The 15,353-nt window shown below is 56.7% G+C and carries 11 protein-coding genes, 2 tRNA genes and 2 pseudogenes; 5 read left to right on the top strand and 10 right to left on the bottom strand.

Going from position 1 to position 15,353, the window contains the following annotated elements:
* Positions 1–3: 3 nt before the first annotated feature.
* The 5 genes from WJM78_RS15025 to WJM78_RS15005 form a co-directional block, all read right to left on the bottom strand.
* On the bottom strand, positions 4–1,023 hold the full coding sequence (locus WJM78_RS15025; RefSeq protein WP_108536843.1) for an ABC transporter ATP-binding protein: 1,020 nt from the start codon (positions 1,021–1,023) through the stop codon (positions 4–6).
* Positions 1,020–1,940: an ABC transporter permease gene (locus WJM78_RS15020; protein ID WP_339015879.1), complete on the bottom strand. Its 921-nt coding sequence runs from the start codon at positions 1,938–1,940 to the stop codon at positions 1,020–1,022. The genes WJM78_RS15025 and WJM78_RS15020 overlap by 4 nt, the downstream gene beginning before the upstream one ends.
* Positions 1,941–1,986: 46 nt before the next feature.
* Positions 1,987–2,970, bottom strand: coding sequence for an ABC transporter permease (locus WJM78_RS15015; RefSeq protein WP_212512917.1), 984 nt, complete (start codon positions 2,968–2,970; stop codon positions 1,987–1,989).
* Positions 2,971–3,089: 119 nt separating this feature from the next.
* Positions 3,090–4,775, bottom strand: a complete 1,686-nt coding sequence (locus tag WJM78_RS15010) for an ABC transporter substrate-binding protein (protein WP_287146286.1) — start codon at positions 4,773–4,775, stop codon at positions 3,090–3,092.
* Between the two features lie 416 nt (positions 4,776–5,191).
* Positions 5,192–8,629: an ATP-binding protein gene (locus tag WJM78_RS15005; RefSeq protein ID WP_339010194.1), complete on the bottom strand. Its 3,438-nt coding sequence runs from the start codon at positions 8,627–8,629 to the stop codon at positions 5,192–5,194.
* Between the two features lie 248 nt (positions 8,630–8,877).
* Between WJM78_RS15005 and WJM78_RS15000 the strand changes: the two genes are divergently transcribed.
* Together WJM78_RS15000 and WJM78_RS14995 are read left to right on the top strand one after the other, a co-directional pair.
* Positions 8,878–8,953 (top strand) — tRNA-Gly (locus WJM78_RS15000).
* Positions 8,954–9,010: 57 nt separating this feature from the next.
* Positions 9,011–9,084, top strand: a tRNA-Cys gene (locus WJM78_RS14995).
* Between the two features lie 83 nt (positions 9,085–9,167).
* Here the strand turns inward: WJM78_RS14995 and WJM78_RS14990 are convergent.
* Entirely contained in the window at positions 9,168–9,461 is a 294-nt protein-coding gene (locus WJM78_RS14990) for a hypothetical protein (protein WP_339010192.1), read from the bottom strand.
* 215 nt (positions 9,462–9,676) lie between these two features.
* Here WJM78_RS14990 and WJM78_RS14985 point away from each other — a divergent pair, with 215 nt between their 5' ends.
* Positions 9,677–9,877, top strand: coding sequence for a YbfA family protein (locus tag WJM78_RS14985; RefSeq protein WP_042037465.1), 201 nt, complete (start codon positions 9,677–9,679; stop codon positions 9,875–9,877).
* Positions 9,878–9,962: 85 nt separating this feature from the next.
* Here WJM78_RS14985 and WJM78_RS14980 read toward each other — a convergent pair.
* A pseudogene (locus WJM78_RS14980) lies at positions 9,963–10,154 on the bottom strand (IS5/IS1182 family transposase); the annotation flags it as partial.
* Positions 10,155–10,476: 322 nt separating this feature from the next.
* On the opposite strand from WJM78_RS14980, the pseudogene WJM78_RS14975 reads away from it, so the two are divergent.
* Together WJM78_RS14975 and WJM78_RS14970 are read left to right on the top strand one after the other, a co-directional pair.
* Positions 10,477–11,449 (top strand): annotated as a pseudogene (locus tag WJM78_RS14975) (IS256 family transposase).
* A gap of 387 nt (positions 11,450–11,836) precedes the next feature.
* Complete coding sequence (locus tag WJM78_RS14970; protein WP_339010190.1) at positions 11,837–12,766, top strand: LysR family transcriptional regulator; 930 nt, start codon at positions 11,837–11,839, stop codon at positions 12,764–12,766.
* On the opposite strand, the gene mdcH is transcribed toward WJM78_RS14970, so the two are convergent.
* Genes mdcH through WJM78_RS14955 form a run of 3 tightly spaced genes read right to left on the bottom strand, consistent with a single transcriptional unit; the run spans position 12,756 to position 15,236 of the window.
* The gene (gene mdcH / locus WJM78_RS14965) at positions 12,756–13,661 is read right to left on the bottom strand and encodes a malonate decarboxylase subunit epsilon (RefSeq protein WP_339010189.1); all 906 of its coding nucleotides are present in this window, start codon (positions 13,659–13,661) and stop codon (positions 12,756–12,758) included. The genes WJM78_RS14970 and mdcH overlap by 11 nt on opposite strands.
* Positions 13,658–14,275, bottom strand: coding sequence for a malonate decarboxylase holo-ACP synthase (locus WJM78_RS14960; protein ID WP_339010187.1), 618 nt, complete (start codon positions 14,273–14,275; stop codon positions 13,658–13,660). Before WJM78_RS14960 ends, mdcH begins: the two co-directional genes overlap by 4 nt.
* A gap of 1 nt (position 14,276) precedes the next feature.
* The gene (locus WJM78_RS14955; protein WP_339010184.1) at positions 14,277–15,236 is read right to left on the bottom strand and encodes an AEC family transporter; all 960 of its coding nucleotides are present in this window, start codon (positions 15,234–15,236) and stop codon (positions 14,277–14,279) included.
* Positions 15,237–15,353: the final 117 nt, after the last annotated feature.

The raw sequence follows: 15,353 nt of genomic DNA, 5'->3' as shown, positions 1-15,353 counted from the left end.
TCCTTAACAGCCAGCGGCCTTGTCCAGATAGATCACGGAATCTTGTTGCAGCCCCTGCTCTTCATAGAGGTGGCAGGCGGTCTGTTGCCCGGGGCGGATCTCGGTGAGGACTGTGTACTCCTGACGGCAGCGCGCGTGCACCTTGCCGCAACGGGCCTGAAAGCGGCAGCCGACCGGCACCTCCAGCAGGTTGAGCGGGGTGCCCGGGATCCCCTCCAGCACGGTTTTCGGTCCGTGCAGGGGCGGGAAGGAGTTGCCTAACCCCTTGGTATAGGGGTGCAGCGGCGCAGTCAAAATAGCTTTGGAGGGGGCGACCTCTATCAGTTCACCCGCATACATGATGCCGATGCGATCGCAGAACTCCACCATCAGGGAGAGGTCGTGGGTGATGAACAGAATGGAGAAGTTGAACTGCTCTTTCAGGGCGTAGACCTTCTGCAAAATCTCCCGTTGCACCACCACGTCGAGCGCCGTGGTGGGCTCATCCATGATCAGCAGCTCGGGGTTGAGCGCCATGGCGATGGCGATCACCAGCCGCTGGCGCATGCCGCCGGAGAACTGGTGCGGGTAATCCTTGAGCCGACTCGGGTGTATGTCGACTATCTCCAGCAGCACCTGGGCGCGCTTGATCGCATCAACGCGGGTCATGCCGGGGTTGTGGGCCAGCAGCACGTCGCAGAACTGCTCCTCCATCCGCAGCACCGGGTTCAAGGCGTTCATGGCGGATTGGAACACCACCGACACCTGTTGCCAGCGGTAGGAGCGCAGCCGCTCCTCGTTGTAGTGGAGGATGTTCTCCCCCTTGAACAGGATCTCGCCGCCGCTGATGTAGGCGGGCGGCTTGTGCAGCCGGGCCACCGAGAAGGCGACGGTGGACTTGCCGCAGCCCGACTCACCGGCGAGACCGAAGATCTCGCCCTGTCTGATATCGAAGCTCACCGAGTTGACGGCGCGCACGTCGCCATTTTCGGTGATGTAGTCGACGCAAAGATTGCGTACTGACAGCAGGGGATGTTTGTTCATGCTGTCTTCTCCTGAGCGGCACAGAGCGGTGTTGCGGCCGGAGCGGCCAGTTTATTCCAGCGATTGAGCCCTTTGTGGGAGCGCAGCTGCGGGTTGGCTATCTCGTCGATGGCGAAGTTGAGCAGGGCCAGGCCCGCACCCAGGGTGGCGATGGCGAAGCAGGGGGCCAGGATCTCCCACCAGGCCCCCACCATGATGGCGCTGGAGGTCTGGGCGTTGTAGAGCATGATGCCCCAGCTCACCACGGTCGGGTCGCCGAGCCCGAGGAACTCCAGGGTCGCTTCGGTGACGATGGCGTAGATGATGGAGCCGATGAAACTCACCCCTATGATGGAGATGAGGTTGGGCAGTATCTCCACCAAAATGATGCGCCAGGCCGGTTCACCCAGCACTTCGGCGGCGATGACGAACTCTTTTTCCCGTAGCGCCAGGGTCTGGGCACGGATGACCCGCGCGCCATAGGCCCAGGAGGTCAAGCCTATTATCACGGCAATCACCGTCGGCGACGCCTCCCCGATAAAGCTCGCCAATACCAGTAGCAAGGGGAGGTTGGGGATCACCAGCACCACGTTCATCAGGAAGGTGAGGCACTCATCCACCAGACCGCCGAAGTAACCGGCGGTGATGCCGATGGCGACCGCCAGGGTACAGACCAGCAGACCCGCGCTGAAGCCGACCAACAGCGAGATACGGGCGCCATTGGTGAATTGGGCCCAGATATCGTGGCCCATGCGGGTGGACCCCATCACGAACTCGGCACTGGGCGGCTGGTGGGGGCGAGCCACCCGTTTGGTCGGCTCGTTGCTGGCCAGGATCGGGGCAAAGATGGCCATCAGCACGAAGGCAACCACGATGGCGAGGCCGCAGGCGGCTTTGCGGTTGCCCAACAAGATCTTGAGGATGGTAGGCATACGCATCTTGTTGTCCGGTAACAGCATGTTGAGCATGGTTGGCATATGCATCTTATTTGCCTCCTGTACGCAGACGGGGATCCAGGAAGACGTAGAGCATGTCGGCCAGGAAGTTGAAGCTGAGCATGGTGATGGTCATGATGAGCAGCTGCCCCTGAATGAGCGGGTAGTCGCGGGCCAGTATGCCCTGATAGAGGGTCAGACCCAGGCCGGGATAGTTGAAGATCACCTCTGTGATGAGGGAGCCGCCGATGACGAACCCGAGCGCCATGGAGAGGGCGGTGACGCTCGGCAGTATGGCGTTGCGGGCGCCGTAGTTGAAGATCACCCGGTTGCTGGAGAGTCCCTTGGCCTTGGCCATGGTGATGTAATCCTCCCCCAGCAGGTTGATCATGTTGTTGCGCATGGTGATGAGAAAGCCCCCCACCTGCACCATGGACAGCGTCAGCACCGGCATGATGGCGTGGGTCAGGATGCTCTTGATGTGCTCCCAGCCCCAGTCAGCCGGAATTTCCGGGCTGTAGGCGTAGCCGATGGGCAGCCACTCCAGGCTGACCCCGAACAGGAACAGGGCGAGCAGGGAGACCACCACCGGCGGGATGGCCTGCATCACTAGCGTGAGCGGTGAGAGAATGCTGTCCATCCGGCCGCCGCGATGCCAGGCGGCGAAGATGCCGACGATGGAACCGATGGAGAAGCTCAGTATGGTGGAGGTGCCCACCAGAAACAGGGTCCAGCCGATGGCGCGGCCCAGCACGTCAGAGACCTGCTGCGGGTAGAAACGCACCGAGGTGCCGAGATCCCAGGTGAAGACACTCTTCACATAGGTGAGAAATTGGGTGCCGATGGGGCCGTCGACAAAACCGAAGGTGGCCTTGAGGGCCTCCAGGGCGGCGGGTTCCATCATGGCGCCAGCGCGGGCAAACATGACGGAGACAGGATCCCCAGGCATGGCTCGGGGTAGCAGGAAGTTAATGGTGGCGGCGACCAGGAAGGCGACCAGATAGAAGGAGAAACGTCTCAGTATAAATCCCATGGTAAACCCTTTTACTGCAAGCCTGCCCCGCGTCGGGCAAAGCTCCCCCAACCCCGTACGATCCGGGGGGATGGAAGAGATGGCGGGGAAAATGGCCCCCCGCAGGGGGCCGGGATTGTTTAGCTGTTGGGCTTGAGAGACAACACGTGCAGCAGACGCTCAGGGGTGTCCGGGTGGAGCTGAGGTTTGGCTACCGGGTTATCAGCGCTGAACCAGCCGTGGAAACGCTTGGTACTGTATTCGTACCAGGTCGGGTTGTTGAAGACCGGAATGATGGTCTGGTTGGCGCCAACACGATCCTGGATGGCGAACATGATCTCCTTCTGCCTGGCCGCATCGGCGGTCTGGGTGAAGTCGTCGATCAGCTTGTCGAGCTCGGGATCCTTGTAGCGGGGCGCTGCAAAGCGGTTGCCACGCTCGCCCATGTTGCGGGAGTGGAACGCGGTCTCGAAGTACTTGTGCGGGTTGGCTCCGGCAAAGTAGCCCTGCAGCGCCACATCAAAGTCGCCAGTGATGAGGTTCTCGGTCCAGACGGTCGCTTCCGGGGTGGCGGTCTTGGCGTTCAGACCGAGGGCCTGCAAGCCTTCGACCCCGATTTGGGCGGTGTTGACCCAGTCGGTCCAGCCGTTCGGTACCAGCACCTTGAACGTGATTTTCTGGCAGGTCGGAGTGTCGAGGAACTTGTCGCCGTCACAGTCCTTGTAGCCGGCCTGTTTCAGCAGGGCCTTGGCACCTTCCAGATCAAACTTGTTGAACTGGCCGTATTTCTTCTCGACTTCCGGGTTGTCCCAGGAGGCGAACGCCTTGCCGAGGCCTGATGGATATTCGTTGACGGTCGGGTAGCCGTAGCCGGCGATGTCCACCATGGACTGTCTGTCCATCGCCATGGAGAAGGCGCGGCGGAAGTTGATGTCGTTGAACGCTTCGTGGTTGCCGGGATGCTTGGTCTGGAAGTTGACGTTGAATGCCACGGTACCGGAGGCCGGGAACCAGTACTTGTTGTTCTTCGGATCGTTGCCGACGTAGAGGCGCTCGATGTCAGGCACGAAGGAGCCGAACCAATCCACGTCACCCTTCATCACGGCGGCCAGCACCTGATCGTTGGTGGCCATCTGCGGCATGCGCAGGCAGTCGATGGCGAGGTTGGCGGTATCCCAGTAGTGCGGGTTGCGGCACTGGGTGTAGAGCTGGGCTGAGAAGTTGTCCACCTCGGTGAAAGGACCGGTACCGACCGGCTTGTCGTTGGTGAAGGCCACCGGATCTTTCACCGATTTCCACTGGTGCTCGGGAACGATAGGCACCAGTACCAGGTCATTCACCACGTTGGTGTTGACCTCGGTCAGCACGAACTTGACCTTGTTGGGGGCCAGCTTCTCGATGCTCTTGATCTGGGTCCAGATAGAGCGCTCATCCAGCGCCTTGTTGGCCTTGACCAGATTGAAGGAGAAGAGGATGTCATCGGCGGTAAAGGGCTGACCGTCAGACCACTTGACCCCGTCACGCAGATCGAAGGTGACGGATTTCAGGTCATCGCTGAACGCAAAGTGGGTGGCCAGACGATAGACGGGTTTACCCCCCTGCATATCGTTGAATATCACCAAGGGTTCATAGATGAAGTGACGGGTAGTGTGCAACAGGCCAGCTTGCAGGAAGGGGTTGAAGTTCTTGACCCAGGCGGTTTCCTGCTGTGCGACCATGGTCAGCACGGTTTTGTTGTCTGCGGCCATGGCGTTGCTGGCAGCCCCTGCAAGCATCATGGTTCCCAACAGGACAGCAGTAGAGATTTTGGATACTTTGGCAAGCATATTTTTTCCTTTCTTATTTTTTGGCATTCCTGATGGATTCGCCTTGTTTTGTGTGAGCACCGACGTCGCATGCTGAGGAGATCGGCCCTCGGTGTTGGCCAGGTGTCTAACCTTTGTCGTTCTGTTTTCCAACGCCCTTAGCAAACCAGATTTAACAGGAAAACAACAACTATTGATTTCGTTGTTTTCGTAAAAATCAACGGCGTTACGTCAAACTCGTCAAAACACCTTTTTATCTGTTTTAAATCATTGCCTTGCATTATTTTCTTTCGCGTAAGAAGTGGCTGCAAGAATGGTGTATATGACAATTTTGTGAATTAGATCTGCTCTCTGTTTTAAGGCTGTGCGGGGCTTTTTTTTGCGCCAAAAGAAACCAGATTGCCAATTGTGATCTGGCGCCCATTTGGCACTATTAATCACGCTTTGCGGTTGGCGAGTTGACGCAGGGTCTGGGCGCTGTGTTGCAACTGCTGACGCTGCTTGTCATGGAGCGGGCAGTGGCCAAGCACATACTCGGTGGTGGCCACTACCGTCTTCCAGCGCGGTGATTTGGGCAGGGTATCCAGGCTCAGGTACTTGTCGAGGGTGCGGGTCTGCGGACTGGATCTGTCCATATAGACCCGCCACAACTTGCTCTTCTCCGCCAACACGATTTTGCCCTTGCCCGTACTCTGCTGCCAGGCATTCAGGGTGAGCTGCATGGTCTCTACCAGTGCCCGGCGCAGCGGTTCGTCATCTTGCTGGCGAATGAGGTCATCGGCCAGCGAGCGGAACTCGCCGCCAAGGCGGCTCAGCTCGCCCAGCAGCTGACCGTCCTCTATGATGGCTTGGCGTGACAAGCTCTTGAGGGCGTTCTCCAGCGCCATCACCCGGTTCTCATCTTGACGTGACTCAGTGCTGAGGGTGAGGGCGAAGGCGGCCCGGCTCCCCAGATTGATGGGCAGGGCGCGGGCATTGAGCTCCTCCTTCAACCCGGCCACCAGAAACGCCAGGCGCAGCTCCTGGCCAGCCTTCAGATCGGGCCACTGGGTTGCCAGCGGGCTTGCCAGCCACTCGTCCAGCGGCCGACCCTTCATGGTTTCCGGCTCCTGGCCCAGCAAGCGGGCCAGCACCCGGGAGGCAAACAGCACAGTGCCCTGATCGTCGATGAAGACCATGGGATCGCCCCCTTCGCCGAGCAGGGCCAGCAGCCGCTGCTGATCCTGATGCAACTGCTCCTGCAGGGTCAGGCGGTGCTCGATCTCCTGTTTCAGCAGCCGGTTTTCCACCAGCGAGGCGCGGCCCGCTTTGGCTTCCAGCAGTGCCTTGACCCGGGCAAACAGTTCTTCCTTGCAGAAGGGCTTGACCAGATAGTCGTTGGCGCCGGCCCCGAAGCCTTCCTCAATATCCTTGGGCTGGTTGAGGGCGGTGAGCAGCAGTACCGGCAGCATATCCTTGGGGTGCTGCTCGCGCAGGCGGCGGCAGACGTCAAACCCCGACAGGGTCGGCATCATCACATCGAGCAGAATGAGGTCCACCGGCTCCTCGGCCAGCTTGGCCAGCGCATCGTGACCGTCACTGCTGGGCAGGATGCGGTAGCCACAGGGTTGCAGCAGGTGGCGCAGGATGTGGAGGTTGATGGGCTCGTCATCCACCACCAGAATGAGCGGCGCACCCTCGGGGGGAGGGGGCAGATCGTCACTCTCCCAGTCCGGCAGGATCAGCTGTTGCTGGCGCACCAGCTGATGCTCGATCTGACGGTTGCCCTGGGTCAGATTGGCGGCTTTGCCGCTGGCAAGGGGCAGGGTAAAGGCAAAGGTGGAACCGACGCTTGGTTCGCTCTCGACGAACAGCTCACCCCCCATCAGGTGCACCAGCTGGCGGGTGATGGAGAGGCCGAGGCCGGCCCCCTGCTTGCTTACCTCGGGGCTGATCTGCACCAGCGGTTCGAAGATATGCTCCAGATGCTCTTTGGCGATGCCGATGCCGGTGTCGATCACCTTGATGCGCAGAAAGTTGTTCTCGACGATGGCACTGAGCACCACCTTGCCCTGCGGCGTGTACTTGATGGCGTTGCCCACCAGGTTGTAGAGCACCTGTTCGAGCCGCTGCTCGTCGGCCAGTACGGGAGGCAGTTCGGCCGGGCTGATATCTACCAGGGTAAGGGGTTTGGCCTGCACCAGATGCTGGCAGAGATCCAGCACCAGCCGGATGACCCCTTTGGAGGAGACCGGCTGGGGTTGGATCTCCAGCTGGCCGTAGCGCATCTGGTGGTAGTCGAGCAGATCGTCCACCAGCCGGGCCAGACCGTCGGCACTCTTGATGATGAGGCCGAGCTGCTTTTGTTGTCCTTCGGTCAAATCCTGCTGGCTGGCGAGCATGGACTCGGCCATCCCCTTGATGCCGTGAATGGGAGTGCGCAGCTCGTGGGAGGTATTGGCCAGCAGTTCATCTTTGAGCTTGTCCGCCTGTTGCAGGCTGAGGTTCTGCTTGTGGGTCAGCTTGACCTGTTGCTGCAGCTTCTGGGTCTGCTGTTCAATCAGCTCAATCTTCTCTTTCACCGAGCGTTGCATGTGACGAAACGCCTGGGCCAGCCGGTCTATGTCGTCGTCTGTGCGGGGGATAGTGATGGGGTGATCCAGGGCGCCATCGGCCACCTGCTCGGCGGCGGCGGTGAGAGCGCGTAGCGGGGCTGTGATGGAGTGGGAGAGCCAGCGTGAGAACAGGATCAGTAGCAGCAGGGAGCCCGCCCCCAGCAGGATCACCAGCGTCTCCAGCTGACGGATGGGGCGGTAGGCCTCGCTGGTGGAGATCTCGGCGATGAAGGCCCACTCTGTGTCGAACACCTTCACCTGGGTGTAGGCGGCCAGCACCTCGTCATCCTGATAAGAGCGAAACAGCCCGACGCCCTGCTCACCGGAGAGGGTCTTGACCACCAGCGGGGTCTGCAGAGGTCTGAAATCGGGGCTGAAGCTGTTCTCCACGCTGAACTGGGGCGCCAGCCAGGCATTGGCACGCATCCGCTTGTCGGGGCCGACCAGGATGGTCTCGCCGGTCTCGCCGAGGCCTTCCCGTTCCGCCATGATCTGGTTGAGCTTGTCTGGCAGCAACTCGAAGATCACCACGCCGCGCACATAGTCGTATTGCATCACGGGGGCGGCCATGTAGGCGACCACCTGGCCGGTCAACTCGTTGCGGCCAAAGTCGGTGAATTCGAAGATCTGCTGCGGCTTCTGGCCGCCATCGAGGCGACGCTTGATCTTTGCGAAGGTGCTGCCAAGGCCGCTTGCCTGATAGGGGCCCGAGAGCAGATTGGTGGCAAAGTTAGAGCGCTTGGTGACCGAATAGACCACGTCACCGTTGAGATCAACCAGAAAGATGTCGCTGTAGTTGGATTTGCGCACCATGTCGGCATAGCCGCGATGAAAGCGCTGGTGCACCCGGCCATACATCTCGTCCGCCAGGATCAGCGCGCTGATGGAGGGCTCTATGTCGGCCTGGTCGTCGGGTTTTTGCAACTGATCCCAGGAGCCGGGAACATAGCGAGCCTGGGCGCGAGCGCGGGCCTCCTGTGGCGTGATGCCGAGTTTTTCGAAGGCGCCGGTGAAGCCATAAAAGCGGCCGATACTGTTGCCGGCAAAATCCTGCTGGGAGAAGTTGATGATCTGTTCTTTGAGGTTGCCGAAGTAATCCTCCAGCTGGCTCTTCTTGATGTTACGCACCGACACCAGATGGTTGGAGGTCTGGGTGGTGAGATCTTTGCCGTGGCTGTAGAGGAAGAAGAGGGTGACGACCAGGAAGGGCACCAGACCCAACATGAAGAAAGCCAGCATTAGCTGCGGCCTGAGCCCACGTGGCTTGAAGATCCATTTCATCGTGTGATTTTCAATTGAGAATCCAGTTACTAAGCGGCTCAAGTCTCTGACTAAAGACTAATCATTTCAATGGCTTTATCTTAAATTCGCCTGTGGGGTCACAGCCTGATGTGGTTTTTTTGGCCAAGCCGTTTAAACCCTGAGCAAACAGCACAGGCAAGGGCTAAAAGTGCGAAAAAAGGGTTGTGCCTGCGCTGGGGGTACGTATAATGCGCCTCGTTGTCAGGTAACTGGCACGCGGCAGTAAAGCGGGAATAGCTCAGTTGGTAGAGCACGACCTTGCCAAGGTCGGGGTCGCGAGTTCGAGTCTCGTTTCCCGCTCCAATCTCTCATAGCACCAACTATGAGTATCACTTTCAAGGCGATCAGCCTTGTCAGCATGGCGCGTTAGCAAAGCGGTTATGCAGCGGATTGCAAATCCGTTTAGTCCGGTTCGACTCCGGAACGTGCCTCCATCACCTTTCTGATAAGCATCATCCCAAAGCCAACAGTCCACACATTCATGTGTGCATTTCTGTTTCCCGCTATTCGGGCTTTCTCAATATCCCTGCTGTGTCAGCAAGGGTTCGCAACCCTGTTGTTTCCACTCCCGTTCCAGATAGCGATTGACCTCTACCAGGTCCTGTCCCCGGAACTGAAACTGTACCTCGGCCGAATGCTCGGTCAGCTCCATCATCTTTTGTTTCAACTGGCCGCATTGCCACAGGCTGATGGTTGGAGCCCCCTTGTAGGCCAACTCTATGCTGTCGTTTTGATTAAGTCGCCAATCCTGCCACTCCGACCAAAGCAACAGGCCCAACACCCCTATGATTGCCACTTCTGCAGGTTTCATCGCACAGACTCCATGTTGACTACCAACGCATTAAATCTGGTCAAACGGCACCGCTTTGCCAGATTTTGTTGCTTGTAAGTTAATTGATGTAACTTAGTTTCATTTAGTGGCTTTTTGCGAACTTTTTTGCGAAAAAACGCGGTTTTTGGGTGTAGTAATTCTACAGGTTGTGGGGTAGTCTTTGTTCGGTGGTCTTACCAGTAAGGAGTGCTATCATGTTTCATCCCTATTCCCTGACTCAGATAATTCTTCGTCGCGTCTATGCGCTGCTGGTGGGTATTCTGGCTTTCCCCGTGATGCTGTTTCGCAGTGATCGCGCCCGTTTCTACAGCTATCTGCACCGCATCTGGAGCAAGACCAGCACCAAGCCGGTGTGGCTCAAGATGAGCGAGCGTGGCGAGCGGATCTTCTACTAAGCTCGGCTTCAAACAAAAAAGGCAGCTCGGCTGCCTTTTTTCATTTATAAAAAATTGAAATAAAAGGTTTTATTGTATGTGTCGTCCCCTTTGAGGAGTGCCGATAGGCCACCTTCAGCGGGTGTGCCCAACTATAGTCGGGGGCACGCAATGGCACAGTCATCAACCCGAGCAGGGGGGCGGGTGGGTCCTTGGTGGTGCGCAGAGTGAGGCTGCACATCCCCTTGAGCATCAGGAAGGTACAGATAGTCTGGTCGGTATAGAGCGGACTGCGGCCATAATGCCAGTCAGTTAAGCACTTTTATGACTTAATATTCGAAATTTTGAATGGCAGGGACGGTGCTATGGCTACAGCGTCAATGTGGCTGAAACCTTTCCCCTGATTGGCCTCCAATAAAAAGAGGGAGGCATCATGCCTCCTCAGCCTGTAAAAAATCTGTGTAAGTGGCATCCTGACCAACCTGTTGAAAGGAACAACAGAATGCCAATACCAGACAATCTCATCGACCAGTTGCTCGAGGGCTGCTTCAACCCCGAAGATATTCTCGGCGAAAGTGGTTTTGACCAAGCGTATCGCCGAGCGCGTCCTCGATGCGGAAATGGACACCCATCTCGGCTATGCCAAGCATGCACCCCAAGGCAAGAACACCGGCAACTATCGCAATGGCAAGAGTGCCAAGACCGTTCGCTCGGTGCACGGTGACATCGAACTTGAGGTGCCCCGTGATCGCAATAGCACCTTCGAGCCACAACGGGCCAAAAAGGGCGGGCGGCAGTTGCAGGGTTTTGATGACCGCATTGTCTCCCTCTATGCTCGCGGCATGTCCACCCGCGATATCCAGGCTCACTTTGCCGAAGTCTATGGTGTAGAGGTTTCAGCCACCTTCATCTCGCAGGTCACCAATGCTGTCATGGAGGAAGTGACCGCCTGGCAGAGTCCATGGTTTATCTGGATGCGCTGGTCGTGCGTAGCCGTGCCTCTGAGGCGGTGCAGCACAAGACCGTTTATCTGGCGCTGGGCGTCAATATGGATGGCGAGAAAGAGCGCTGGGGGTTGTGGATGGCACAAACTGAAGGGGCCAAGTTCTGGCTATCGGTGATGACAGAGTTGAAAAACAGAGGTGTACAGGACATCCTGATTTCCTGCGTTGATGGGCTGAAGGGTTCCCGGAAGCCATTGAAGCTGTCTATCAGCAGACACAAGTACAGCTCTGTATCATACATCAGGTGCGCCACTCGCTGCGTTATGTCAGCTGGAAGCAGCGTAAGGAATTGGCTGGCGACTTACGTCTGATTTACAGTGCTGCCATCCTGTTGCAGGCTGAGCAGGAGCTGGTTGCCTTTGGTGCAAAATGGGATGAGGAACATCCCGGCATCAGTCGCTCCTGGGTGAATAACTGGGAACGACTGAGCGTATTTTTTGACTATCCACCGCAAATTCGTAAGGTGATATACACCACCAACGCGATAGAGTCGCTCAATGCCTCACTGCGCAAGTTAACCAAGATCCGGCGGTCATTTCCGACCGACGAGTCAGTCCGAAGGTGCTGTATTTGGCGTTGCATCAGATAGGTAAAAAATGGACCATGCCGATACGGGACAAAAAGCAGGCGATGAGCCAAAGTATGATCCTGTTCGACGAGCGGCTAGAGCAGTCACTAACAGCCACTTACACAGAAAATTTACAATATCTCACTTGACTAGCAAGTTGTACGAAGATACCAGCCAGACCCTGAACACCAACCTGACTTTCGACAAGAAGTTTACGGATAAGAAGAAGGCCGCAGCGATGCGACACAGATACCATCGCTGCAAGCTAATCAATATTGGGGTCCACTCATATCCGTTCAAACAGAGGATTAAATCCACCGGTTAATCCGAATCAATGTTAAAAGCACCCCCTTGGCACTTTAGAGACATCTTGTAAGTTGCAACTCAGAAATATGAAACCGGACGACGATGAAAGACGACATCAATCAGGACATCACCTTCCGCAAACTTAGCGTGTTTATGATGTTTATGAGTAAAGGCAATATCGCCCGCACGGCGGATGCGCTGGAGCTCAGCAACGTCAGCGTGCATCGCGCACTGCACACGCTAGAAGAGGGGGTCGGCTGCCCACTGTTTATCCATAAAGGGCGTAATTTAGTGCCGCTGCCTGCTGCTTGGACACTGCTAGAGTACAGCCAGGATGTCATGAGCTTGATGAGTCGTGGACTGGAAGAGACGCGTAAGGTGGCTGGGGTCGGGCGTGGACGATTGCGCATTGGCACATTGTATTCATTGACTCTGGAAACCGTGCCGAAAATCATCATGGGCATGAAGCTGCGCCGCCCTTCTCTGGAACTGGATCTGACCATGGGGTCAAACCAAATACTGCTGGATATGCTGGAAGACGACGCGCTGGATGCGATCCTGATCTCCACTAGAGAGGGGGAATTTGCTGGTGCGAAATTTGATGTGATCCCGCTGTTCCACGACGACATTTTCCTGGCAGCACCTGCCAGTGAAAAACTGAACAGTGCGCAAAATGCCGATCTGCGTGATTATGCTGACCGTAAGTTTGTATCACTGGCAGAAGGGTTTGCGACCTATGCCGGTTTTCAGGAGGCGTTTAGTGTCGCCGGGTTTGAGCCGGAAATCGTTACTCGCGTGAACGACATCTTTTCGATGATAAGTCTGGTACAGGCGGGTGTCGGGTTTTCGCTGGTCCCTGGAAGGATGAAGAAGGTATACGAGAACGATGTGCAGCTGTTGAAGCTAGCGGAGCCGTACCAGATGCGCCAGCTGATTTCGATTGTCTACTCACACCACCGTGAGCGCGATCAGGACCTGCTGGCGCTGGCTGCAGAAGGGCGCATGTACGCCCTCCTAGGCCTCAACAAGTAAGGTGTTTCAGCAGATGTCGAGCCATTCCAATGTTGCTGCGTTCGCGGCAAATTGCTTCGCCTTGCCAGCCCGCTAGATGCGTTAAGCCTGTCAGCACACTGCCCGGTGGCATTTCGATGGCGAGGCGGGCATCTCGCTGATTGGCGGATACAATCGTATCCTGCCATTGCACAGTGCGGGCCATATTAAACGCCAGATCGTCAGCGATTTTCAGGGGGTCCCACAGCACACGCCCAGTCGAGCCGCTTAGGTAAGCGCGCTGTGGGCGAGACAACGTCACATATTTAAATGCCTCAGCTAACTTTGCCGCCGGTTCATCCAGCAGGGTACAGTGAGACGGTACGCTCACAGCAAGGCGAGTGGCTTTGCTAGCACCAGTCTCCAGTGCTTTCTGCGCAACAGCGGCCATATCTTCGTCGCGGCCGGCGATCACAATTTGCGTTTCGGCGTTCAGGTTAGCGATATAGGTATTACTGCCTGCTATCAATTTTTCGACCTGATTCAACCTTAGCCCGACAATTGCCGTTAGGCCGTAACCGTGCGGATAAGCCTGCTCCATCAAATCACCGCGCAGCGCCACTAGGCGCAGGGAATCGCGAAAATCCAGCGCTCCGGCAATTACTGCCGCAGGGTAAGCGCCAATCGACAAGCCGCTGAGGATATCGGGTTTGACTTCATGTTCTATCAGCTCACGTGCCCAAGCGACGCCTGCTATCAGCAGACAAAGTTGTACAGCACGAGTGTGTCGCAGTGCATCGGGGCTATCAAGCTGGTCTGTTTCATCGCCCAGAACCGCACGAACTTCGGTGAATATAGCTTCGCGGTGAGGGATACTTTGCAGCATCCCGGCATGCTGGGTCCCCTGACCGGGGAAGGTGAAAATAGTTTTCATCATGACTCCCTGTGCCACGGCGTGTTGGTAAGACGCGGGCCGGTGGTTGTTTTCAGCAGAACGCGTCCTTCACGCAGCCATTCATTGAGGGCGAAAGCGCCAAATGGCGTTTCAACTTGAGTATCGGCGCGGCACGGCAGCGTTTCGACCTGTGCCTGCCATTGACGCAATTCATCGTGCGTTAACGGCTGTGGTGCACGAATAAGCAAATCTAGATCGCTGTCGGCGTGTAGAACCGGAATGTCAGTAGCAATGGCATAACCGGTGCTACCGGTAATACCCCAGTGCCAGGGCCAGGCAACGGTGGTGAGTAAAATAGCAGCCTGAACAGGCTGCTCGGAAACAAATCGGGAGTGCAGCAGACGCTCGCGATCGGCGACCATTTCAGGCGTCACCACGCGTGACACGACCTTTGCTTTCACCCATCCGGCGGCGCGTTGTTCGCGCGTCATGCCGCGCACGCCAACCGGAATATCTCTCTCATCATTCACATCGCGCCGCACTACCACAGGCAAGCCCGTGTTCCACTGGCTTGCCACCCATGCATCCTGAATGTTCAGCAGGGCATCGCTGCTTTTCAACCACAGTAAGTCGTGAGGGCGCGATGTGAATGTCATATCAACTGCCTGCAGTTAAGGTAATAAACAACGGTAACGACAGGATGCACAGGACCGAGCTCAACAGCAGAACCGCTTCTGCATCTGGCGACTGAACGCCAAAACGGTTACCGAACACCACACCGAAGAAGCCAGCAGACAGGGCAATCATCAGGATTGCGGTAATAGCTACAGAACCGTGTAGACCGAGCGCTAGAACGATGCCCCAAGCAATAAACGGTTGGATCAACAGTTTGGTGATGGTGGCAATACCTACTATCGCATTCAGTTTCAGTTTGCGAGCTGACAGGATCACACCGGTCAGGAACAGTGCAGTAGCTGTAGCGGACAGGCCCAGTGGTTTGATGGCTACCAGCAGCAGCTCTGGCATTCTGATACCGATAGCCGACAGAATCACACCCAGCAGTGGACCCATAACGATAGGTTTTTTCAGGGAGCGCCACATTAGAACTGGCAGCATGGACAAAGTAGAACCGCTGTTCTCTCCGGCTGCACGCGCTTTTTCACGCTCAAGGATCAGCAAGCAAAATGGTGTCATCAGTACTGAGCCACAAGCGATGGATACTGCCACAGACAGCGAAGTGGCTGAGCCTTCACCTAGCACGCTACCAAGAATTGGCAGGCCAAGTGCCGCATAGTTCGGTAGCGCAACGGTTAGTGTTAGCACAGCAGCATCCTGCGGGGATTTTTTAAAGGCGCTAGTCGCCAAGAAATAGATCGCTGCATAGGTGAGCCACATTGCGCCAGTCAGTACCACAATAAGTGGCGACTGCGCGACGATACCCGCCCATGGCGTTTGAACCGTTGCGCTGAATAGCGCAGCAGGCAGAGCAAAATCCATCACAAAGATATTGAGCAGCGATACATTTTTATTGTCGACCATTCCAGCTTTGCCGGCAAAAAAGCCCAGCAGCATGATCACAAAAATCGGAGCTAGAGCATGAATGATTACATAAGTCATAGATCACCTGTAGAAGATAAAAAATACACTGACGCGATGGTGATAGTTTTTAAAAAGAGGCTGAACCGTGGGCGCTATAGCTGCGCCCGACGGTGACCGCTTTCGGCTAATTTTTTA

Origin of the sequence: Aeromonas popoffii (genome assembly GCF_037818705.1) — a bacterium.
Lineage (GTDB): Bacteria > Pseudomonadota > Gammaproteobacteria > Enterobacterales > Aeromonadaceae > Aeromonas > Aeromonas popoffii.
The sequence above is the reverse complement of the archived record's forward strand: the minus strand, read 5'-3'. Positions and strand labels throughout refer to the sequence as shown.

Coding starts and splice junctions, on each gene's coding strand:
- WJM78_RS15025 (WP_108536843.1), bottom strand. CDS start 1,023: ATGAACAAACATCCCCTGCTGTCAGTACGCAATCTTTGCGTCGACTAC.
- WJM78_RS15020 (WP_339015879.1), bottom strand. CDS start 1,940: ATGCGTATGCCTACCATCCTCAAGATCTTGTTGGGCAACCGCAAAGCC.
- WJM78_RS15015 (WP_212512917.1), bottom strand. CDS start 2,970: ATGGGATTTATACTGAGACGTTTCTCCTTCTATCTGGTCGCCTTCCTG.
- WJM78_RS15010 (WP_287146286.1), bottom strand. CDS start 4,775: ATGCTTGCCAAAGTATCCAAAATCTCTACTGCTGTCCTGTTGGGAACC.
- WJM78_RS15005 (WP_339010194.1), bottom strand. CDS start 8,629: ATGAAATGGATCTTCAAGCCACGTGGGCTCAGGCCGCAGCTAATGCTG.
- WJM78_RS14990 (WP_339010192.1), bottom strand. CDS start 9,461: ATGAAACCTGCAGAAGTGGCAATCATAGGGGTGTTGGGCCTGTTGCTT.
- WJM78_RS14985 (WP_042037465.1), top strand. CDS start 9,677: ATGTTTCATCCCTATTCCCTGACTCAGATAATTCTTCGTCGCGTCTAT.
- WJM78_RS14970 (WP_339010190.1), top strand. CDS start 11,837: ATGAAAGACGACATCAATCAGGACATCACCTTCCGCAAACTTAGCGTG.
- mdcH (WP_339010189.1), bottom strand. CDS start 13,661: ATGATGAAAACTATTTTCACCTTCCCCGGTCAGGGGACCCAGCATGCC.
- WJM78_RS14960 (WP_339010187.1), bottom strand. CDS start 14,275: ATGACATTCACATCGCGCCCTCACGACTTACTGTGGTTGAAAAGCAGC.
- WJM78_RS14955 (WP_339010184.1), bottom strand. CDS start 15,236: ATGACTTATGTAATCATTCATGCTCTAGCTCCGATTTTTGTGATCATG.